The organism is Hydrogenispora ethanolica (assembly GCF_004340685.1).
GTDB lineage: Bacteria > Bacillota > UBA4882 > UBA8346 > UBA8346 > Hydrogenispora > Hydrogenispora ethanolica.
Genome location: NZ_SLUN01000005.1, coordinates 1 through 21,613, shown reverse-complemented (window position 1 = coordinate 21,613; position 21,613 = coordinate 1). Strand labels below are relative to the sequence as shown.

At 59.1% G+C, this 21,613-nt stretch carries 19 protein-coding genes; all 19 read right to left on the bottom strand.

All coding sequences use genetic code 11. The features are described from left to right. Positions 1-145: 145 nt before the first annotated feature. Complete coding sequence (locus tag EDC14_RS05785; RefSeq protein WP_132013316.1) at positions 146-997, bottom strand: FAD binding domain-containing protein; 852 nt, start codon at positions 995-997, stop codon at positions 146-148. Beyond that, positions 991-1,467, bottom strand: coding sequence for a (2Fe-2S)-binding protein (locus EDC14_RS05780; protein WP_132013315.1), 477 nt, complete (start codon positions 1,465-1,467; stop codon positions 991-993). Before EDC14_RS05780 ends, EDC14_RS05785 begins: the two co-directional genes overlap by 7 nt. After that, positions 1,451-3,601, bottom strand: coding sequence for a xanthine dehydrogenase family protein molybdopterin-binding subunit (locus EDC14_RS05775; protein WP_132013314.1), 2,151 nt, complete (start codon positions 3,599-3,601; stop codon positions 1,451-1,453). Before EDC14_RS05775 ends, EDC14_RS05780 begins: the two co-directional genes overlap by 17 nt. Further along, positions 3,591-4,181: a nucleotidyltransferase family protein gene (locus tag EDC14_RS05770; RefSeq protein ID WP_132013313.1), complete on the bottom strand. Its 591-nt coding sequence runs from the start codon at positions 4,179-4,181 to the stop codon at positions 3,591-3,593. Before EDC14_RS05770 ends, EDC14_RS05775 begins: the two co-directional genes overlap by 11 nt. A gap of 66 nt (positions 4,182-4,247) precedes the next feature. Then, a complete protein-coding gene (locus EDC14_RS05765) occupies positions 4,248-5,501 on the bottom strand; it encodes a YgeY family selenium metabolism-linked hydrolase (protein ID WP_207930714.1) in 1,254 nt (417 codons plus the stop codon). A 650-nt stretch (positions 5,502-6,151) separates the two neighbouring features. After that, positions 6,152-7,387: a threonine synthase gene (locus EDC14_RS05760; protein ID WP_132013312.1), complete on the bottom strand. Its 1,236-nt coding sequence runs from the start codon at positions 7,385-7,387 to the stop codon at positions 6,152-6,154. Between the two features lie 51 nt (positions 7,388-7,438). After that, positions 7,439-8,392: a carbamate kinase gene (gene arcC / locus EDC14_RS05755; RefSeq protein ID WP_132013311.1), complete on the bottom strand. Its 954-nt coding sequence runs from the start codon at positions 8,390-8,392 to the stop codon at positions 7,439-7,441. A 74-nt stretch (positions 8,393-8,466) separates the two neighbouring features. Next, positions 8,467-9,828, bottom strand: coding sequence for a PLP-dependent cysteine synthase family protein (locus tag EDC14_RS05750; RefSeq protein ID WP_132013310.1), 1,362 nt, complete (start codon positions 9,826-9,828; stop codon positions 8,467-8,469). Between the two features lie 20 nt (positions 9,829-9,848). Next, entirely contained in the window at positions 9,849-10,424 is a 576-nt protein-coding gene (locus EDC14_RS05745; protein ID WP_132013309.1) for a TetR/AcrR family transcriptional regulator, read from the bottom strand. An 84-nt stretch (positions 10,425-10,508) separates the two neighbouring features. After that, a complete protein-coding gene (gene ygeW / locus EDC14_RS05740; protein ID WP_132013308.1) occupies positions 10,509-11,702 on the bottom strand; it encodes a knotted carbamoyltransferase YgeW in 1,194 nt (397 codons plus the stop codon). Positions 11,703-11,861: 159 nt separating this feature from the next. Further along, a complete protein-coding gene (locus EDC14_RS05735; RefSeq protein ID WP_132013307.1) occupies positions 11,862-12,434 on the bottom strand; it encodes a xanthine phosphoribosyltransferase in 573 nt (190 codons plus the stop codon). 185 nt (positions 12,435-12,619) lie between these two features. Then, the gene (hydA, locus tag EDC14_RS05730; RefSeq protein ID WP_132013306.1) at positions 12,620-13,990 is read right to left on the bottom strand and encodes a dihydropyrimidinase; all 1,371 of its coding nucleotides are present in this window, start codon (positions 13,988-13,990) and stop codon (positions 12,620-12,622) included. A 24-nt stretch (positions 13,991-14,014) separates the two neighbouring features. Continuing rightward, a complete protein-coding gene (locus EDC14_RS05725; RefSeq protein ID WP_165907817.1) occupies positions 14,015-14,821 on the bottom strand; it encodes an XdhC family protein in 807 nt (268 codons plus the stop codon). A gap of 24 nt (positions 14,822-14,845) precedes the next feature. Further along, complete coding sequence (locus EDC14_RS05720; protein WP_132013304.1) at positions 14,846-15,868, bottom strand: molybdopterin-binding protein; 1,023 nt, start codon at positions 15,866-15,868, stop codon at positions 14,846-14,848. A 3-nt stretch (positions 15,869-15,871) separates the two neighbouring features. Next, positions 15,872-17,200 carry a 5'-deoxyadenosine deaminase gene (locus EDC14_RS05715; protein WP_132013303.1) on the bottom strand — a complete coding sequence of 443 codons (1,329 nt, stop codon included), beginning with the start codon at positions 17,198-17,200 and terminating at the stop codon, positions 15,872-15,874. Positions 17,201-17,305: 105 nt separating this feature from the next. After that, a complete protein-coding gene (locus EDC14_RS05710; protein ID WP_132013302.1) occupies positions 17,306-18,238 on the bottom strand; it encodes an ABC transporter permease in 933 nt (310 codons plus the stop codon). Position 18,239: 1 nt separating this feature from the next. Beyond that, positions 18,240-19,316 carry an ABC transporter permease gene (locus EDC14_RS05705; RefSeq protein ID WP_132013301.1) on the bottom strand — a complete coding sequence of 359 codons (1,077 nt, stop codon included), beginning with the start codon at positions 19,314-19,316 and terminating at the stop codon, positions 18,240-18,242. Next, a complete protein-coding gene (locus EDC14_RS05700) occupies positions 19,306-20,823 on the bottom strand; it encodes an ABC transporter ATP-binding protein (RefSeq protein WP_341540149.1) in 1,518 nt (505 codons plus the stop codon). The genes EDC14_RS05705 and EDC14_RS05700 overlap by 11 nt, the downstream gene beginning before the upstream one ends. 591 nt (positions 20,824-21,414) lie before the next feature. Further along, the coding region (locus EDC14_RS27050) for a hypothetical protein (RefSeq protein ID WP_207930713.1) at positions 21,415-21,613 on the bottom strand (199 nt) is incomplete at its 5' end.

The window sequence follows — 21,613 nt, the reverse complement described above, 5'->3', positions numbered from 1 at the left end:
GCCCCAAAGCCAGGACGGCTTAAGGGCAAGCAGCCACGGATGGCCTAAAGCGCAGCCCCAAAGCCAGGACGGCTTAAGGGCAAGCAGCCACGGATGGCCTAAAGCGCAGCCTCAGAGCCAGGACGGCTTAAGGGCAAGCGGCCGTCTATGGCTTAAGGTGCAGCCCCAGCAGGAAATCGCGGATCAGGTTCCAGGCCACCGTCCGCCGGTAGGCCGCGCTGGAACGTTGATCATCGATGGGCCGGAGCAGTTCGGCATAGGCCGCCTGGATCTCCGGGAGACGGTCCGCGATCTGCCGCAGCGGCCGATCCAGCAAGAGTTCCTCCGCCGCCCGGCTGCGGACCACCCGCGGCGCCACCGCGCCGAGCGCGATCCGCAACTCGGTCAGCTTCCCGTCATCGACTTCCGCCACCGCCGCGAAAGACAGCTTCGAAAGCGCGTCGGCCTTGCGCGTCCCGACCTTGCGGTAGGCGGATATTTTAAACTGGCGCGGCGGAATTCTCACCGCCACCAAGAGCTCATTGCCGGCCAGGGCGGTCCGGCCCGGCCCCTGGATGAACTCCTCAATCGGCAGCTCCCGGGTTCCGGCGGCGCTCTGCAGGACGACCGCGGCATCCAGAGCATAGAGCGGCGGCATGGTGTCGGCCGCCGGCGAGGCGTTGCAAAGGTTGCCGCCCAGCGTTCCGCCGTTGCGGATCGCCGGCGAGGCCATCTGGGCCACGGCTTGCTGCAACAGAGCGGGCACGTTCCCATCTTCCAGCAGGGCGGTCAGGGTGGTGGCGGCGCCGATAGTCAGCACGCCATCCCCCGTCGTAATCCCTTGAAGCTCCGGCAAGCCGCCGATGAACAGCGCGGGCTGCTCAAAACGGGGCGTCGTTCCCGACCAGCGCTTGCGGCGGACCATCAGATCGGTCCCGCCCGCGAAGGGGATGGACGGTCCGGCGTCGCGGAACCGCAACGCTTCCACCAAAGTCCGGGGAGTGAATGCCGTTACCATAGTCCCTCACCCCTTTGCGCGGCGTCTTGGATCGCCGCCACGATCATGCCATAGCCGGTACAGCGGCAGAGATTGCCGGAGAGCGCCGTGCGGATCTCGGTTTCGCTCGGCTGGGGATTGCGGCGGAGCAGCGCCTCCCCGGCCAGCAACATGCCCGGGGTGCAGAAGCCGCATTGCACCGCGCCCGCCTCGCCGAAGGCCCGTTCCAGAACCTTGAAGCGTTCGGTCTCCCGGAAACCCTCGATCGTCATGACCTCCCGCCCCGCCAGGGTGCCGACCGCCGCCAGGCAGGAGTTGACCAGCCGGCCGTCGACCAGCACCGAGCAGGCGCCGCACTCGCCCTCGCCGCAGCCTTCCTTGGTACCGGTATAGCCCAGATCCTCCCGCAGCACATCGAGTAGGCGGCGCAGCGGGTCGGTCTCCACCGCGACGTTGCGCCCGTTTAATACGAACTCAATCCGCTCCGCCATGTTCCATGACCTCCATCAAGTATTCCGGAGTCACCGGCAGCCGCCGGATGGGCACCCCCAGCGCATTGCCGACCGCCAGGGCCAGTGCCGGAGCGGCCCCGACCAGGGTCAACTCGCCGGCCCCCTTGGCTCCGAACGGCCCCCGCTCATAGGGGTTGTCGATCAGCCGGCTCTCGATCCTCGGGCAATCCAAAGCGGTCGGAATGATATAATCGGTCACGCTCCGCTGCTGGATCCGGCCGTCCCGGCACTCCATCACCTCAAGGCTCCCATAGCCCAGCCCTTGCAGGACGCCGCCCTCGACCTGGCCGCGGATGATCCGCTCGTCAATGGCCACGCCCACGTCAAAGGCGGACCAGACTCCTTTCACATCGATCTGGTAGGTAGACGGATCGACCTCCACCTCGACCGCGTTCACCCCCCAGGAATAAGCCGGATAGGCGTCGCCGCTGAACGTATCGTTATCCCAGACGATGTTGGCGGGATGCTCGTAGTCCTTGACGACCTCCTGCTCACCGGGTTGATCCCAGACCGCTTTCAGCTTGCGGGCCGCCTCCTCCAAAAGCTTGCCGACGATCATCACCGTCCGCGAAGCCACCGTGGGCCCCGAATCGGGCACCCGGTCGGTATCGGGATTGTCGTAGATGATGGTCTCCAGCGGCCGCTCCAGGGTTTGGGCGACGATCTTGCGCAGCGTGGTCCGGAGCCCCTGGCCCATGTCGGCGTTGGCCGCCAGTACTTCCACCTGTCCGTCGGCCCGTTTATGCAGTTTCACCCGGGCCTTGATATGGTCGCGCTCGCCGCTGCCGGTGAAGCCACAACCGTGCAGGAAGAGGGCCATCCCGATCCCTTGGAGCCTGGCGCCGTCCCGCCGCGCGAAGTCGGCGGTTTTGCGCCGGTAACCGGACAGCTCCTCCACCTCCGCAATCAGCTCCGGAAGCTTGATCTCCTGCTGATAGGTGCCGCCGGTGGCGGTCCAGTCGCCTTGTTTCGCCATATGTTTGATCTTGAATTCCAGCGGATCGACGCCCAATTCCCTGGCGACCTCGTCCAGGTGCGTCTCCACGGCGAAGAAGGCCTGCGGCGATCCGAATCCCCGGAAGGCGCCGTTGGGCACGGTATTGGTGGCCACCGCCCGGCCGCGGACCTTGAGGGCCGGCAGCTGATAAACCCCGGCGATGTTAAACATCGACCGTTGCAGCACCACGGCGGAGAGTCCGGCGTAGGCCCCGGCGTTCAGGCGGATATCCGCCTCCATCGCGGTGATCCGCCCTGTCCCATCGAGGGCGGTCCGCAGCCGGATGGCCGACGGGTGCCGTTTGGTGGTCACCTCGATATCCTCGGCCCGGTCGAAGAGCAGTTGCACCGGGCGGCCGGTCTTGAGCGCGGCGAACCCGGCCTGGCCGGCGATGAGTGAAGGATAATCCTCTTTGCCGCCGAAACCGCCGCCGGTGGTCGTCTGGACCACCCGGACCCGGTCGCCGTCCCAGCCGAACGCCTGGATCAAGGCGTTCTTCACATAGTAGGGGCACTGGATCGAGCCGTAAACCGTGATCTTGCCGGCTTCGTGGACCGCCAGCACGCCCTGGGGCTCCAGGTAGACATGCTCCTGATAACCGGTTTGATACTCCCCCTCGATCACCCGGGCCGCCCGGCTGAACGCCTCGTCAACCTGGCCCCGGCTAAAATGATACTCGGCGAAGTAATTGTCCGCCCCGAAGAGCGGCGGCAATTGGCTCCGCTCGGCGTCGGCCAGCGTCAGGATGGGCGGCAGATCCTCGTAGTCGACCCGGATGCCGTCCAGAATCGCCAGGATCCGTTCCTTCTCCGGCCCGACCACCAGCAGGATCGGCTCGCCGATATAATTGACCCGGTCCTCGGCGAAAAACGGCTGATCGTCGCTGAGGATCTTCACCCGGTTCTTGCCGGGAACATCGTGCCGGTCCACAATGAAATATCCTTCCGGCAGCGGCGGAACCGTGATCGCCCGGATGACCGCCCGCGCTTTGACCGAACGGAGCGTCTTGGCGTAAAGCATTCCTTGCGGATGGAGATCCCCCAGATACTGGGCGTCTCCGGCCAGCTTTTCCCGGTTGTCGATCTTCGCCACCGGTCTCGAAATCTCATGGCTCATTCGCTTCGCCCCCCTCGCGAATCCGCTCCAGGATCCGCCGGTAGTCGGCCTGGGTGTCCAGGTCCAACAAGATGCCCGGCTCCGCCACCTCGAGCGTTTGATAACCCTTGCGTTGAATGAAGTCCCGCAAATTATACGAATCGTCTTCCCGCACCAGCTCCGCGGCAAGCTTCCCCGCCAGCAGCACCGGGTGGCCTTTGCGGCCGCCGTGGACCGGGATAATGATCTCCCCCTCCGCCGCCAGCAGGCTCCGGCAGACCGCCGGACTGATCAGCGGATAGTCGCCGGGCGTGAAGAAGAAGCGTTCCCCCCGCACGTGGCGCGCCCCCTCCTTCACCGAAGTGAACATGCCCGCGGCATAACGGGGGTTCTCCACCAGCTCGACCTTGGCATAATCCCGCAGCACTGCTTCGAGCCTTTCGATCTGGTAGCCGCCGACCACGATGATCCGGCCGCAGAGATCGTACATCCCGGCAATGCACCGTTCGATGACGGTCCGGCTCCCGACCGCCAACTCCATTTTAAAGGCCTCGGCCCGGCTGGAATAGCCGGCGGCCAGCACCACCGCTTCGATGGCCATCGCCGTCCCACCCTTCATTCTGCCATGCGGCGAAACTGCAACGCGGCGCTGCTCTTGCCTATCAGTTCAGCGGACCGGCTTTTCGGCCAGATTCGCGGTGACCTGCGGCATTTGATCGGCGTACTTCCGGACAAACAGCATCGGAATGGCGGCATACATGGCCGCGGCTTTGACCAACTCACTCTTCCAGGTCCGCTCGTTGGGCGCGTGGGCCTGATCCTCATGGCCGGGACCGAAGCCGATGCAGGGGATCCCGTATTTGCCCATGATCGAAACGCCGTTGGTCGAGAAGGTCCATTTATCCAGCAGCGGCTTGCTCTGGAAGAGCCCGTGGTAGGCGTCGAGCAGCGCAGCGCAGACCGGATGATCCTCCTCAATGAACCAGGTGGGGAAGTACGACTCGGTCGGATAGACCAGCCCCGTATACGAAGCCCGCTCATAACCGTAGAGCGACACCTCGGCCCCGGCGGCTTTCACCGCCGGCAGGTTGCGGATCTGGCCCAAGGCGTATTCCAGGTCCTCGCCCGCGGTCAAGCGGCGGTCCACCGAGATCCAGCAGCTGTCGGCGACGGCGCAGCGCGACGGCGAGGTGAAAAAGACTTCCGATACGGTCAGGCTGCCCTTGCCCAGGAAGGCGTGGCCTTTCAGGTTTTCATGGAGCGCCCGCAGTTCCAGCAGGATCGGCGCCATTTTGTAGATGGCGTTTTCGCCCCGTTCCGGCGCCGAACCGTGACAGCTGACGCCCTGGGTCGTGATCCTGATCTCCATCCGGCCGCGCTGGCCGCGATAGATATTGCAGGAGGTCGGCTCGGTGATGACCACGAATTCCGGCCGGATCCCCGCTTCCTGGATGATGTACTGCCAGCAGAGGCCGTCACAGTCCTCTTCCTGGACCGAACCCACCACCAGCAGGGTGTAATCGTCCTCCAGCTTGAGATCCTTGATAATCTTGGCGGCGTAAACCATGGCCGCCATGCCTCCGGTCTGGTCGCTGGCGCCCCGGCCGACGATGATCTCCTCATCCTCGTAGCCCTGATAGGGGTCGTACTCCCAGAGCTTCGGATTGCCGACGCCGACGGTGTCGATATGGGCGTCCATGGCGATCAGATGTTTGCCGTGACCGACGTAGCCCAGGATGTTGCCCATCGGGTCGATTTCGATCCGGTCGAAGCCCACCGCCTCCATCTCCTGCTTGATCCGCTGCACCACCCGGCCCTCCTCAGCGCTCTCGCTGGGGATGGCGATCAGGTCGCGCAAAAACCGTGAAATTTGTGGCTGATATTGCTCGGCCGCTTTGACAATCTGTGCGAAATCGATCATGGCTCTCTTCTCCTCTATGGTTTTATTCCGTGCCTACACCGTTCCTAAGTAACGTTTCATAAGACTGTTCCGATCCGCCCGGGACTCGGCAACCCCTTCCCAATCCTCCGGCGGTTCCTTCCTTCCCCCGGGAATGCCGTCCCATCGCTTCGGAAGGCTTTCGCGAGCCGTGGGAAGGTCCGTCCTTCCCATGGGAAGAACCATCTTCCGCCCGGGCGGACCCGCCCAAACCCCGGGAAAGATTGCCGGAGTCCCGGGACGGTTCCTCCAAGACCCGGGAGAATTGGCCTGGGCTCCGGGCGAACTGTCCGGCAGAAAGGGGAACTTCTCTCTCGCCCCCGAATCGGACAATGATTTATTTTAGTATCATAGATGATAAGTGAATCAACTTCAGCCGAATGACTATGCCGTCCGGCGCCTCACCCCAGCGCGCCGGGGTGGAACCTTGCCGGATTGGCTGTCTCCCTGATTCCACATTCGCGTCGTCAAATGTCGTGCAGTGCTAGGCGCGACCGAGCGAGGAGCACAGATAATACTCGCCGTATATCGAGCACCGCAGCGACCGAGCAACGACGCAATGCGCGGCATTTCACGGCGCAACAGCCAATCCGGCAACGCTTTCAGTCTTCGCTTTCCCTATGTCAACCACCTTAACCCCGCACGATCCGCTTCACCGCGTCGATATCCGGCGCAACCACCGCCGGCCGCCCCGCCGCCTGCGCGGCGCTCTTGATATCCTTGAGCCCGCTGCCGCTGACGATGCTGGCCACCCGCTCGCCGCCGGAGAAGATCCCCAGCTGGTTCAGTTTCAGGATCCCGGCAAAACTGGTGACGCCCGCCGGCTCGCCGAAGATGCCCGTCCGTTCCGCCAGCAGCTTCATGGCTGCCAGGATCTCGGCGTCCGTGACATCGACCATCATCCCGCCCGATTCGCGCACCGCATTCAAGGCCTTGATCCCGTTGCGCGGGATGCCCACCGAAATGCTGTCGGCGATGGTCTCGGGCTTGCGGTACTCAAACTCGTCACTCTGGCTGGCGAAGGCCCGGGTCACCGGGTTGGACAGCGCGGCCTGGACCCCGATGATCCTGGGCAGCCGGTCGATGAGGCCCAATTGGTAACACTCCTTGAAGCCTTTCCAGACTCCGGCGATGGTGCAGCCGTCGCCCACCGCCACCACCGCGACGTCCGGCGCCCGCCAGCCCAGTTGCTCGCAGATCTCGTAGGATACCGTCTTCTTTCCTTCCACCAGGTAGGGATTGATGGCGCAGCTCCGGTTGTACCAGCCGAACTCGGCCGCCGCCGCGAAGCAGAGCTCCACCGCCTGATCGTAAGTCCCCTCCACCAGAAAGACATGGGAGCCGTAGATTAACAGCTGGGTCACCTTGGCCTCGGGCGCGGTCTCCGGTACGAAGATGTAGGTCTCAATGCCGGCGCTGGCGGCGAAGCCGGAGAGGGAGGAAGCGGCGTTGCCGGTGGAAGCGGCGCAGACCACTTTTCTCTCCAGTTCCAGCGCTTTGGCGACCCCGACCGCGCTGGCCCGGTCCTTCAGGGAAGCGGTGGGATTGCGGGAATCATCCTTGATCAGGAGCTGCTTCAGTCCGGTCTCCCGGGCGAACTTGGCGGTCTCATAGAGCGGCGTCCAACCGACCTGGAGCGGCTGAATCCCGCGCGGGTCGTCGATGGGAATGGCCGGCAGATAGCGCCATAAGGAATAATTGCTGTTTTGCCGGAAATACTCCGGCGTCATCTCTTTGCGGATGGCCTCGTAATCCAGGACCACGTCCAGGATGCCGGCGATGCCGCAATCGAAGCAGGTATAGAGGATCTCGGACGGGTCGTACTCCCGGCCGCATTTGACGCATTTCAACTTCAAAACCTTGCTCACAGCCGTGCCACCTCTTTTTCATCCGCGACAATTCCAAAACCCTGTCGTCGGTTATTGCTGGGTAATTACCGTCCCGGCGCTGCCGTTCAAGGCCTCGACCGCCTTGGCGAGGGAGGTGATGATCGCTTTCTTTTTGGGATGCAATCGGGCGAAGGCCTGCGCCGCCTGGATCTTCGGCAGCATGCTGCCGGGCGCGAAATGTCCCTCCCGGATGTACTGCTCGCATTCGGCCGCCGTCAGCCGGGACAGGTTCTGCTGATTGGCTTTTTTGTAATTCAGGGCCACCTGTTCGACCTCGGTCAGGATCATCAGGATGTCGGCGCCGACCTCCTCGGCCAGCTTCTCGGCGGCCAGATCCTTGTCGATCACCGCCGGGACGCCCTCCAGGGTGCCGTCTTCCTTCTCAATCACCGGGATTCCCCCGCCGCCGGCGGCGATCACGATGGTCGAGTCCCATAATTCCTTGATGGAATGAATCTCCACGATCCGCTGCGGCAAGGGCGACGGGACCACCCGGCGCCAGCCGCGGCCGGCATCCTCCCGCAGCACGAAGCCCCGCTCGGCCGCAAGTTTGCCGGCTTCTTCCTCGGAATAGAACGGGCCGATCGGTTTGGTCGGATTCTGAAACGCCGGATCAGCCGGATCGACCACCACTTGGGTAATCACCGTGACCACCGGCAGCGGCCGGTTCCGGTTGGCCAGGGCATGGCTTAGTCCCTGCTGGATGTGATAGCCGATATAGCCCTGGCTCATGGCGGTGCAGACATTCAGCGGCATGGCCGGCGTGACCTCCGCCGCCAGCTCCGACGCCAGCAGGATCCGGCCGATCTGCGGCCCGTTGCCGTGGACGATCGCCAGTTCGTAACCGAAGATGCACTTGATGTCGGTGATGATCTCCGCCGTCTTTTTGACCACTTCCAGCTGGGCCTCGGCGGTGGCCGGCGCGCCCGGTTCCTGGAGCGCGTTGCCGCCCAACGCGATGACCACTTTTTGATGCGATCCCATCGCTTTCAGCCACCCTCTGCAGCGCATTTATTTCAATCGAGCTTTTAAAGTCTGGAGGCTAAACCTTGAAAACTTCAACGCATCGCTTTGATCTTTTCGTTGTACTCGTGGACTTTCTGATATTCGTCCTCCCAGAACTGGGGCGACCGCATCGCATCCAGATAAGCCTGGCTGTAGCCGAAAGGCAGCCAATCCTGCTCCTTCTGCTGGAAGAGCTGTTCTTTCCGGTCTTTGCGGCGGAAATCGAAGACATGATCCTCGCCGCTGCCGTGGAAGATATCCCGCACCCAGCGTTCCAGCACGAAGTCGGCGGTCTCCAGATAACGGCGGTCCAAATCCTCCAGGACCGAGTTGTAACGGTCGAAGCTGTCGGTGGCGATGGTGACCACGTTGTCATCCGGGCCCAGCTTGAGATATTTGGCCATCTTGATGGCGCCCAGGATGTTGCAGATGCCGGAGACTCCGAAGAGCTCGCGCATTCCCTCGGCCACTTCCGGCGCGACGCCCAGTTTGGCCAGGATATGCGGCGCGTCGTGGATTACCTTCAACGCTTTGACGCAGTCATCGTCATAGATTAACGTCACAAAGTCGGTGGTCAGGACATTATGAATCAGCGTGCACATCTTGTCGCCGATCCCTTCGATGCGGTGCTGGCCGCGGCCGCCATTGGCCAGGGTGGAGCATTCGTACGGCTCCAGCGCGGCGATCTTGCATTCGGGGAAAGCCGCCTTGATGGCGTCCCCGGCGGCGATGGTCCCGGCCGATCCCGGCGCGGAGCAGAAGGCGGCAATTCGGCCGTTGCCGATCCCCCGCACCGCCTCGATGGCCGAGTTGCCGGTGACGTGGCGGTGGAAACGGTAGTTGGGGAACAGTTCGAATTGGGCCAGCGGCCGGTTCTTGGGATCTTTCTTCAGTTCATAGGTGCGTTGCAGGGTCAGGATCACATCGGACTCGGTGCCCGGAGTCAGATCCAGCTCCGCGCCGTATTTGCGGATTCTTTCATACCGTTCCTTGCTCATGTTGTCCGGCATGATCACCACGGCTTTGTAACCCATCAAGTTGCAGATATACGAGACGCCGATGCCGAAGTTACCGGTGGACGGGCCGAGGATGGTATGCTCGCCCGGGATGATCTCCCCGTCGACGCAACCCTCGATCAACGTGGCATAGGCCGGCCCGACCTTATGCGAGCCCGAGGGGAACTCCTTGCCCAGCATCACCACGATATTGGCGTCGACGCCGGTCAGCTCCGGTGGCAGCACGATCTTGCGCACCTGGTTGTTCCCGTCTTTCCAGGTAATATTGAACAGATTGACCGGGTCCAGCTCATTCTCTTTCAGAGCCCGCAACGCCTTGCCCCGCAGGGCCGCATCCATGGTCTCCGGATGCAACATCTCGTCATAAGTGGGCCCGAAAGGAATCTTCCTTCCTGTCATCTTTGTCTCCTCCTAAATCTTTATTTGGAACCATCAATTAAATTTACGATTATTTTTTCAGCCGCGTCAAAATATTGATCCAGATCGAACTGGCCTTCGTCGATCAGATATTGCATCGAGGCGCCCATCATCAGCGAGACCATGAGAAACGGGATCATCTTGATGCGCTCCTCCGAATAGCCGCCGCGCTCAAATACCGCGCTAATGTCTTTGCGCCAGATGTCGAAGGTCTGCCGGAACGACTCCCGGACCTGAGGGTCGACCGTCCCCTGCACCCAGTAGTCGAACTGGACGTAATCCAGTTTCTTGTGATTTAAGATGACATCTTTCTTCTCCGCGAAAAACGCGTGTAAATTCTCGCGAAACGTCTGCCGGTCCAGATCCACCACCTGCTGCCGGTTTTTGGAGAACCACTCCTGGATGTCGGCCAGTAGGGCGATGAGCAGATCGTTCTTGGTCGGAAAATAGTAGTGCAGATTGGACTGGGTCATCGCCGCCTCTTTGGCGATCAGGTGCATCCGGGTGCCGCTGATCTTCTCCTTGGCGATGACCTCCAGCGTGGCATCGAGAATCTTTTTGCTGACGTCTTTGGACATTGCTTTCCCTCAATTTTATTACCGAAATCTCCGCATCTTGCTTCCTTATCAAAATCAAATGAAAAGCCGCCGGCGATGCGCCATTCATCCCACGAACCGGGAAGTACCCCGTTGCTGCAGGGACTCCAGGGTCCGGGCGGGATTCTTCACTTTGCTCAAGAAGATCATCGCCGCGATGACATAGGGTTTAAAACCGGCTTGTCGGTAGAGCGGGGCGCGGTAACGGTCGAAGACCGAGGCGGCCACTTCGCCCTGGCCGCAGCTGACGCCGGTGATATCCGCGGGCAGGCAGTGCAGGTACAAGGCTTTACCGTCCCTGGTCTTTTGCATCATCGCCTCGGTGCACTCCCAATCCTGATGGCGGGCGTTCTCGGCCAGCAGCTCTTTTTCGAGCGCCTTGATCCCGTCGAAATCGTTGGCGCCGTACAAGTCGGTCCGTCTTTCCATGGCCGCGTACGACGCCCAGCTCTTCGGATAGACGATATCGGCGCCGACAAAGGCCTCCTCCATCGAATGGGTCTTGGTGAACCGGCCGCCGCTGGCCGCGGCGTTCCGCTTGGCGACCTCCTCGACTTCCGGCATCAGATCATACCCTTCCGGATAGGCCAGGCTGACCTCCATGCCCATGCGGGTCATCAGTCCGATAATCCCTTGCGGCACGGAGAGCGGTTTGCCGTAACTCGGCGAATAGGCCCAGGACATCGCGATCTTCTTGCCCTTGAGCTGCTCCACGCCGCCGAAATGATGAATCAGATGCAACAGATCGGCCATGCTCTGGGTGGGATGATCGATATCGCATTGCAGATTGACCAGGGTCGGCCGCTGTTTCAAAACCCCGTCGTCATAACCTTCCTGGACCGCCGCGGCCACCTGCCGCATGTAAGCATTGCCTTTGCCGATGTACATATCGTCGCGGATCCCGATCACGTCGGCCATAAACGAGATCATATTTGAAGTCTCCCGGATCGTCTCGCCGTGGGCCACCTGGGATTTGCCCTCGTCAAAGTCCTGGACCGTCAGTCCCAGCAGATTGCTGGCGCTGGCGAAGCTGAAACGGGTGCGGGTCGAGTTGTCGCGGAAGATCGAGATCGCCAGCCCGCTGTCGAAGATCCGGGGCGAAATGTTCTGTTCCCGCAAGGCGCGCAACGCGTCGGCGACGGTGAAGACGGCCTGCAGTTCGGCGTCGGTTTTCTCCCAGGTCAACAGGAAGTCCCGGCCGTACATGTTTTGGGTGTCGAGCTGCTCCAGTTTCTGAATTAAATCCTTCATCTCTGCCATGCTTTCTACTCCTTTTATTTTCGAATTGAATTCAGTGCGATGTTCTAACTGTTCCGAAAATTACCATTTGATTGACCAATCAATCAAATTCGATTAAAAATTTTTTTCGCCTGGCAAAACAGACCCGCCTATTTCTGTCTATCTTGGGTCATCCGCCATCTATGGCCGGAAAACGACCTCTCCCGGCTTCATGGACTCGATGATGGCCAGGGACTCTACGCGAATTCCCTGATCCCGCACCAATTTGCCACCTTGCTGGAATCCTTTCTCAATCACAATGCCAACCCCGACGAGTTCAGCGCCGGCTTGATCGACGATCTCCTTTAATCCCAGCACGGCTTGGCCGTTGGCCAGAAAATCATCGATGATCAGCACCTTGTCTTCGGAGCCCAGATAACGTTTGGAGACCCGGATCTTGTAATACCGGTCCTTGGTGAAAGAATAGACCTGGCTCTCATAGGTCGCGGCGTCCAGATTCTTGGATTCCGTCTTCTTGGCGAAGATGACGGGGACTTCAAAGTACTGGGCCACCATGCAGGCGACGGCGATCCCCGACGCCTCGATGGTCAAAATTTTGGTAACCGGTTGATCCTTGAAACGTTCTTTGAACTCCTTGCCGATCTCATTCAGAAATTGGACATCGATCTGATGATTGAGGAAGCCATCCACTTTCAAAATGTGCTCGCTGTCCACCCGCCCCTTGGTGACGATCATATCCTTTAAAAGCTGCATCCGGTCTTTTCCGCCTGCCGAAAATGGAGAAAAACAGCTCTCCCTCCCCCTCGGCAGACTCCCCCTCCTGTTTCAAAATATATGACAAGATTATATCACAACTTTGCCCGCCAGGTCAGGGAGGAAGCGGTTTTTTCACCGGATGGGAATAATCTCTCATCTCATCTTCCGTATCATGAAGCGTTTCATAGGCGGGGGTTCCGGCCCCGGCATTTGACAAAGTTCCCCCAACCCGGTTCGCCGAGGAACTCCCCGTCGCGATAGACCAACCGGCCCCGGGAGAAAGTCAGCGCCGGGTAGCCTTGGAGTTCCACCCCTTCCCAAATGGTGTAATCGACCCGGGAACGCATGTTGGCTTGGGATATTACAAAATGTTTGGCCGGATCGTACACCACGATGTCGGCGTCGGAGCCGACCGCGATAGTCCCCTTCTGCGGTGCGCAACCAAAGATCTTCGCCGGGTTGGTGGCGCAGACCTCGACCGCTTTATGGAAGGAGATCCGGCCTTGATTGGCCGCGCTCAACAGGTAGGGGTAAAAGTTTTCAATACCCATGCAGCCATTGGGGATTTTCGTGAAGTCATCCTTGCCATAGTCCTTTTCAAACGACTGAAACGGACAATGATCAGTCGCCACCGTCATGATGTCGCCGCGCCGGATTCCTTCCCAAAGCGCCGCCCGGCTTTCCGCGCCCTTGATCGGCGGCGAGCAGACAAAATTCCGGCCATCCGGACGTTGATACACTTCGTTGGTGAAATGCAGATACTGCGGGCAAGTCTCGGCATAGATAGCATAGCCTTCATCCCGCGCCTTGGTCACCTCGGCCAATCCTTCGGCGCAGGCCAGATGGACGATGTATAACGGCGCATTGAAAGCCTTGGCCAGATGAATGGCACGTTTGATGGCCTCGGCTTCGACGAATTCGGGGCGGCTCTCATAATGATGCCAGGCGCCAGTCTTCCCCTCGGCTAACAGCCGGGCGGTCCGCCGCTCGATGATGGCCGGGTTTTCGGCATGCACCGCGACCAGTGCGCCGGTGGCGACGGAACGTTCCAGAGCCTCCGCCAGCACGCCGTCATCGACCATCAAGTCCTTGTAGACCATATATAGTTTAAAGCTGGGCACCCCGAAGGCCACCGATTCCTCAAATTCATCCAATATACGGGGCGTCAGATCGGTGATGGCCGTATGGAAGGAAAAATCGATACAGGACTGCGCTTTGAAGGCGCTAATCCGCGCGGCGACCGCTTCCACCAGGCCTTGCCCCTTTCCCTGGACCGCGAAATCAAAAACAGTGGTCACCCCGCCGCAGGCCGCAGCGCGCGGACCCGATTGATAATCATCGGCCGAGATGAACGAACCGACCGGGGTCTCCAAATGGACATGACCGTCGATCGCGCCGGGCAGGACATATTTTCCGGCGGCATCGACCACTTCCGCCGCCCCGTCGGATAAATCCCGTCCGATACAGACAATTTTGCCGCCGGCGATCCCCAGATCCGCCGGATAGGTCTCGCTCGCCGTGATAATGGTGCCGTTTTTGATGATAGTATCCAAGGCGCTACCCTCCCAAAGCCGTAATCAATCCCGCCCGGGTTTTGCCAACTCACGCAGGGATAAACCGCTTTTGCCGTTGCGAACCTTGATGATCTCGGCCAGGATGCTGACCGCGATCTCCTCGGGGGTCTCCGAGCCGATATCCAGGCCCACCGGCATATACACCGCCTGCAGCCGTTCCCCGGAGATTCCCTCATCCCTTAAGCGCTCGGCCACGATGTGGACCTTCCGCTTGCTGCCGATCATCCCGATATAGGCGGCATCGGACCGGATCACCTTTTGCATGGCCGGCAGGTCCGAATCCTTGGTGGCGATGACAATGTAGGTATTGCCGTCGATCCGGATCTGAGTCAATGCCTTTTCAAAGTCGGAATCGCAAATGATCTCGGCCGCCATCGGATACTTGGCGGCGTTGGCGAACTCCGCCCGGTCGTCCACAATCACCAGGCTGTACTCCAAGAGGTCCACCAGTTTGGCGACGGCGAAACCGACATGTCCGGCGCCGATCATTACGATGCGCGGCTTGGGGGCCACCACTTCGATATGGACGGTGATCGTGCCGCCGCAGAGCATCTCGATGCCGTCCGCCGCTTCGCTGTTCAAATTATATTCCACAATTTTGGAACGGCTCTCGCGGATGGCCGCCACCGCCTCCCGAATGACGTACAGTTCGGCCAGGCCGCCGCCGACCGTCCCCACAATAGCGCCGTCGCTCTTGACGATCATCTTGGCGGTGTTCCGGGGGGTCGAGCCTTGGGCGGCGATCAGCGTCGCCATGGCGAAGGGCACGCCCCGCTCCTGCAATTGACCGGCTTCGGCATACAGATTCACGACATCGGCCTCCATCTTTTCGGATCACGATTTCCCGAACGAGCAAACCGGATAATGGCATACCTCGCATTGGCGGCAGAGCCCGCCGTGGGCCAGCGCCGCCAAATCGGCCCGCGTCAGGCGTTCCTTGGCCAACAGCCGCGGCATGATCACATCCAAAATCGTAGTCTGATTATACATGGCGCAGGCTGGCACGCCGACGAGCGGCGTCGCGCCATGATAGGCAACCATACACATCGCGCCCGGCAGGAGCGGCACCCCATAGGCCACCACTTCGCTGGCGGACCGGGCGATCGCCTGGGGCGTCACATCGTCGGCGTCCACGGCCATCCCGCCGGAGATCAGCACCAGTTCGGCGCCGCGTTCCAGCATTCCCTGAATCCGACCCTGAATGAAATCGGTATCGTCCGGCGCATACTGGAGATCGAGGAACTCGCCCCCGTAATGAGCGATCTTTGCTTTTAAAACCGCTCCGAAGCGATCCTGGATCCGGCCGGAATAGACTTCGGAGCCGGTGACCACGATCCCGACCTTCAGCCGGAAAAGCTCCCTGGTGGCGATCACCGGTCCTGCCCGGCCACAGATCCGCTCGGCCCGTTCCAGTTCCTCCCGGTCCATGGTCAAGGGAATGATCTTGGCCGCCGCCACAATCTGCTCCGGCTCGACGATGGTATTATCATACAACGTGACCACAGCGATGTCGGGGATCTGGTTCAGTTCGGCCAGCGCGCTCCGGTTAATCTTAAGAAGCCCCCGATGAACCGCCACAATGTTGGCTTTTCCCTCGCGCGGCTTCGTGATCGACAGCCCTTGAGCCGCGGCGGCGGCCGCCAGCCGTCCGGCGGCTTCATTCTCATGGACCCGCCCGTCGCCCAGGGGCACCACCCACAGATGGTTCTTGCCGATATTCTTCAGTTCCTCGATATCTTCGGCCCGAATGATATGGCCTTTTTTGAATGCCGCGCCTTTAAATTCGCCCGGCACGATCTTGGTCAGATCGTGGGCCAGCACCATGCCCACGGCCTCTTCCACTTTTACTTTTTGCATGCCTTAACTCAATCCCGCTCTCTCATACACCCGCCCAATCAACCGCTCGGCCCGGGTCATCACATCCGCCGCGTCGATGGTGGTCAAACGGCCGTCCTCGTAGACAATTCTGCCATCCACCATGGTCAGGCTGACATCGGAACTTCTGGCCTGGTAGACCAGTTGGGCGTAAATATTGGAACCGGCGAACGGCGTGCAATGGAGCTTGCGCAGGTCGACCATGGCCAGATCGGCCTTTTTTCCCGGTTCCAGCGAACCGATCTGATCGGAAAGGCCCATCGCCTCGGCACCGCCCAGGGTGGCCATTTCAAAAACCCGCCAGGCGGGCATTACCGTCGGATTGTGCAGGGGTTTCTGGATCAAGGCCGCCGTCCGCATCTCGATGAACTGGTCGAGGTTATTATTGCAAGGCGCGCCGTCCGCGCCCAGAGATACGCCGATGTCCCTTTCGAGCATCTCCGGGATGGGCGCGATGCCCGACGACAATTTGAGATTGGACGAAGGACAATGGACTACCTTTACCCGGTTGCGCTGAAGGATCGACAGCTCTTGCTCATTGAGCCAGATGCAATGCGCCAGGATCAGGTGCTCATCCGCCAATCCCAAGCTCTCAAAGTAGGCCACATTCCGTTGCTTTCTTTCCTGCTCCACCAAGGCGATCTCCCCCTGGTTCTCGGAAGCGTGGGTATGGATCTTCACTTGATAGCGGCGGGACAACTCGCCGACTTGTTTCAATAACTCTTCCGTACAAGAAACCGCAAAGCGCGGCGCAAACGCGTAAGTCAATCGGCCATCGCACCGGCCGTGCCACTTCTCGAGCAGATCGACGCTTTCCCGGATGGAATCCTCCGTCTTTTCGAGCAAGCTTTCCGGCACTCCGGAACCCCAGTCCATCATGCATTTACCGCTCATGGCGCGTATCCCGGCCGTTTGAATGGCTTCGAAAGCCGCTTCGGTGTGATGGACCGTTTCCATATCAATCACGGCAGTGGTGCCGCCCTGAAAAAGTTCGCCGATGCCCAGCAGCGCGGAGTAGTACACCGACTCCGGGTCATGCGCCCCTTCCAAGGGCCAGATTCGCAGACGCAACCAGTCCAAGAGTTCCAAATCGTCGGCCTGGCCTCGAAAGAGCGACTGGCAGAGATGCACGTGCGCCTGGATCAGGCCGGGAATTACCACCTGGCCCTGGCCGTCGATGGTTTTCTCGGCACTGAAGTCCTGGTTTCCAATGGCCTTGATCCGGTCGCCCTCGATCAAAAGATTGGCTTTCAGGACGTCCCGGTCTTCATTCATGGTAACGATATGCGCATTCTTAATCAGAATGGACGACATCCGATCATCCTCCGGGTTTAATATTGGCTGTCTTCACAGAATATGAGCCGGTTCAGATTCCGATAACCGATCCCGATGAACTGTCCTTCGCAAACGGAAATCCGCTCAGCGATCCTCCCGCGAATAGGAGACTCCCAAAGCTTCCGGGGTAGCGACCCGGCGGTTCTTGGTCTCCCGGGTCAAGACGATTAGGATGATGAAGGTAAACAGATAGGGCAGCATTTTCAGGAAAAACGACGGAATGACCACGCCCAGAGTCTGCATGTGAAAGCCGAGCGCATCGATGGAGCCGAAGACATAGGCGCCTGCCAGGGCCCGCAAAGGATTCCACATCGCGAAGATGACCAGCGCCAAGGCGATCCAGCCCCGTCCGGCGGTCATATTCTCCAGCCAAGATGGCGCATAGGCTAATGATAAATAGGCGCCGGCGGCTCCGGAAAGCATTCCGCCGAGAACCACCGCCAGGTAACGGACACGGAAAACATTGATCCCGGCCGCGTCGGCGGCGGCGGGGTTCTCCCCGACCGACCTCAGGATGAGCCCGGTCTTAGTCCGGTACAAAACGAACCAGATCAGCGCCACCAAGCCATAGCTGATATAGACCAATACATCATGGGAGAAAAGGATCGTTCCCAGCCAGGGGATTTCACTGAGACCCGGGATTGCCACCACTTTGAAGGTTACCGGCGCGGGGACGCCAATCAAGGGTTTTCCCAAATAAGCGCTGAGGCCGGTGCCGAAGATGGTGAGGGCCAAGCCGCTCACGACCTGGTTGGCTTTTAAGGTGATGGAGAGAAAGGCGTGAATCAAGGCCATCAATCCTCCGGCCAGCATCGCGGCGAGAATTCCCGCCCATATGTTTTGGGTATAAACGTCCACCGCAAAGCCGGTCACCGCGCCGATCAGCATCATACCTTCCACACCCAGGTTCATTACGCCGGCCCGCTCCGACAGAAGCTCGCCTAAAGACGCGAAGAGCAGCGGAGTGCCGGCCACAATGCCGGTCGCCAGAACTGCTACAATGATCGAATCTTGCATTTCATTCCTTCCCTTTCCGCGTCAGGCGGTACTGGCCCAAAATCTCGCCGCCCAATACAAAGAATAGTATGGCTCCTTGTAACATCGAGACCGTTGCCGCCGGAAAACCGGAAGTTTGAATGCTGAATCCGCCCACCAGCAAGCCACCCAATAGAAAAGAAACCGCAATAATGGCCCAGGGGTTCAAGCGTGCCAACCAGGCGACAATAATCGCGGTGAAGCCATAGCCCGGAGATACCCCCTGCTGCAGCCGCTGGGTAATGGCGGAAACCTCGGTCATTCCGGCGATTCCGGCAATACCGCCGCTGATGAACATCACCAGCAGGATGTTCCGGACGAAATTCATTCCGGCATACGCGGCAGCTTTGGGACTCTCGCCGCAGACCCGGATCTCATAGCCCCATTTGGTGTATTTGAGGATGATGTAGAAGATGACCGCAATCACCAACCCGATGATCAAGCCCCAATGGATACGGGTCCGGCCGAAGGCCGGCAGAATGGCGTTGGGCGAAAACGGAGCGGTATTGGGGAAGTTATAGCCGTGGGGATCTTTCCACGGACCGAAAACCAGATAATCCACCCAGAGGATGGCGATATAATTCATCAGCAAGGTGCTGATGGTCTCGTTCACTTTAAAGTAGGCGCGCGGAATCGCCGGGATCAGCCCCCAGATGCCGCCAAACAAAAAGCCGGTAACGAACATGGCCGGCAACAGCAGATAAGCGGGCCACTGCGGAAATGACAGCGCGATCCAGGTGGCCCCGAAAGCGCCCATGTAAAACTGTCCCTCGGCCCCGATATTCCAGAGCTGCATCCGGAAGGCCAGGGAAACCGCCAACGCCGCCAGGATCAGCGGAATCGCCTTGACGACTGTTTCCGACAAGCCGTAAGTGGAGCCGAAGGCTCCCTGGAAGAGGAGGGTGTAGACGGTCACCGGGTTTTTGCCGGTCAGCATAAAAAAGATACCCGCAAAAATCAATCCCAGCAACAAGGAGAGCAGGGGAACGACAAACTGCATCAGTTTGGAAACCGAGCCCCGCTTTTCGATCTGCCAGTTCTTCATGATATTAACTTGCATCACATTCCATCCTTTTGCCCGCCATCATCAGGCCCACGGCTTCGATTGTTGTCTGCGCCGGGTGAACGATCCCCATAATCTCTCCGGCATGAAGCACCGCTATCCGGTCCGACAGTTCAAACAGTTCGTCCAGTTCCTCGGAGATTAATAAAACCGCCTTGCCGGACGCCCGCTGCGCAATTAAGAGCTTGCGAATGCTCTCGGTGGCTCCAATGTCCAGTCCGCGCATGGGATAGACCGCCACGATCAGGCTGGGGTTGGATTCGATCTCCCGGGCCAGCAACAGTTTTTGCAAGTTTCCGCCGGACATCATCTTCACCGGATAATGGGCGCCAGCCAGCTTCACCTCGAATTGGCGGATTAACTCATTGGTGTAGCTGCGGATTTTGCCCCAGTTGATAAACCAGCCCCGCATTTTACGGTAACTTTTCAAGACCACATTTTCGGGGGCATTCAAATTAGGGACCAGGCCGGTGGTCATCCGGTCCTCCGGTATGTAGCTGACTCCGGCGTCGATCAGTTTTCTACAGCCGGTACAGGTATAATCTTTTTGGTTGACAAAGATTTTGCCCGTTTCGACCGATCGCAATCCGGCGATCGCCTCCGCCAGGTCCTTTTGGCCGTTTCCGGCGACGCCCGCGATCCCCAGGATTTCGCCGCCGTTGATATCCAGGGAGATATTTTTCAAGGTCATCCGCCCCCGGTCGCCGAGGACCGAAACGTCCCGCATCTCCAACACCCGGCCTTGGGTCGCGACAGATTCCTTATAAAAGGTATGGGTGATGTCCCGGCCCACCATCATTCGGGCCAGTTCCGCTTCGGTGGTGGAACGGGTCGGCACGGTACCGACATATTTGCCATCCCGCAAGACGGTGATATTGTCGGTGTTTTCCATCACTTCGTTCATTTTGTGGGAGATCACGATGACCGCTTTTCCTTGCCCGGCCATATTGCGCAAATTCTTATATAGTTCGGTGGCTTCTTGCGGGGTCAAAACGGCGGTCGGTTCATCGAGGATCAGAATCTCGGCGCCGCGGAACAACATTTTGATGATCTCCACTCTTTGCTGTTCGCCGACGGACAGCTGCCAGATCCTGGCTTTGGGGTCAATGGTCAAGCCGTAGCGCTTGGAGCATTCCAGAATCTCTTCCTCAATCGTCTTGATATCATAAACCTGTTGCAAACCTTGCAGGCCTAGAATGACGTTCTCGGCCACGGTAAACGGGTGGACCAATTTAAAATGCTGGTGGACCATACTGATCCCTTTGCGCACGGCTTCGCGGGGCGAACTGAGCTCCACTCTTTTGCCATCGATCCGGATTTCGCCGCCATCGGGATGGTAAAGCCCGGTCAAAACGCTCATCAGAGTGCTTTTGCCGGCGCCGTTCTCACCGAGCAAGGCGTGGATCTCCCCTGAATGAACCGAGAACGAGACCCGGTCATTGGCGATGACTCCGGGAAACTTCTTTGTAATATTGACCATTTCAACCTTGGGAATCTTAGCCACGCTATCAACCCTTTGTTATTTTTTGCGTTGCGGTGGTCGTCCTGACTCGGAGAATTGCACTGTCCCAACGGGCCCTGCGGGGCCAATATATCGCGAAACCCCACTCTAAAGACGATTTCTAAATTTATGCAATTCCCGCAATTCTTAAAACCCCAATTGATATTATACTATTAGTTTCACTCCGAATGCAAAACCTGATTGTTTTCCCATTTTTTCAAGCGAGACAGATTTGCGCGTTCATTCGCCAGGCTCATCCCGCTAAGGCGGGACGGTGGTTACAGGCCCGAGCCGAAAAGAAAACCGCACCGGATCGCCTGGTAAGACAGGAAAATCATGCCAGTGCGTCATGTATTTTCGGTGTCATTTTTTTGATCGACTAGTCAATTAAATTATATTTAGATGTTAATTTGTTGTCAATATCATCTTGGTGATCGTATAAATATAACATTGTGGTTACAGGGGTTCGAGAGCTAAAGACGGAACTGTCCGATCAGCGGATTGCCCCTATATGCAACGACATGAATCCTTAATGGATATGGTTTGCGAAAATAACGAACGCTTCACCTTTTTTCGCAAATCATGGGATTCCAATCATGTCGTTGCATATAGAATTAGAAAAGGGGCTGTTGCAAAATGAACAAACAAGTTCATTTCCAACAGCCCCTTTTTCTCTGTAAAAGAAATTGCGGGCTCCGCAGAGCCCGCAAAAGCTGTATAATTGAATTGTGACAAACAAATTATACAACAAAAATTATAACGGTTTCGATGGATATTATCAACTAATACTTCC

Coding starts and splice junctions, on each gene's coding strand:
- EDC14_RS05785 (WP_132013316.1), bottom strand. CDS start 997: ATGGTAACGGCATTCACTCCCCGGACTTTGGTGGAAGCGTTGCGGTTC.
- EDC14_RS05780 (WP_132013315.1), bottom strand. CDS start 1,467: ATGGCGGAGCGGATTGAGTTCGTATTAAACGGGCGCAACGTCGCGGTG.
- EDC14_RS05775 (WP_132013314.1), bottom strand. CDS start 3,601: ATGAGCCATGAGATTTCGAGACCGGTGGCGAAGATCGACAACCGGGAA.
- EDC14_RS05770 (WP_132013313.1), bottom strand. CDS start 4,181: ATGGCCATCGAAGCGGTGGTGCTGGCCGCCGGCTATTCCAGCCGGGCC.
- EDC14_RS05765 (WP_207930714.1), bottom strand. CDS start 5,501: ATGATCGATTTCGCACAGATTGTCAAAGCGGCCGAGCAATATCAGCCA.
- arcC (WP_132013311.1), bottom strand. CDS start 8,392: ATGGGATCGCATCAAAAAGTGGTCATCGCGTTGGGCGGCAACGCGCTC.
- EDC14_RS05750 (WP_132013310.1), bottom strand. CDS start 9,828: ATGACAGGAAGGAAGATTCCTTTCGGGCCCACTTATGACGAGATGTTG.
- EDC14_RS05745 (WP_132013309.1), bottom strand. CDS start 10,424: ATGTCCAAAGACGTCAGCAAAAAGATTCTCGATGCCACGCTGGAGGTC.
- ygeW (WP_132013308.1), bottom strand. CDS start 11,702: ATGGCAGAGATGAAGGATTTAATTCAGAAACTGGAGCAGCTCGACACC.
- EDC14_RS05735 (WP_132013307.1), bottom strand. CDS start 12,434: ATGCAGCTTTTAAAGGATATGATCGTCACCAAGGGGCGGGTGGACAGC.
- EDC14_RS05720 (WP_132013304.1), bottom strand. CDS start 15,868: ATGCAAAAAGTAAAAGTGGAAGAGGCCGTGGGCATGGTGCTGGCCCAC.
- EDC14_RS05715 (WP_132013303.1), bottom strand. CDS start 17,200: ATGTCGTCCATTCTGATTAAGAATGCGCATATCGTTACCATGAATGAA.
- EDC14_RS05710 (WP_132013302.1), bottom strand. CDS start 18,238: ATGCAAGATTCGATCATTGTAGCAGTTCTGGCGACCGGCATTGTGGCC.
- EDC14_RS05705 (WP_132013301.1), bottom strand. CDS start 19,316: ATGCAAGTTAATATCATGAAGAACTGGCAGATCGAAAAGCGGGGCTCG.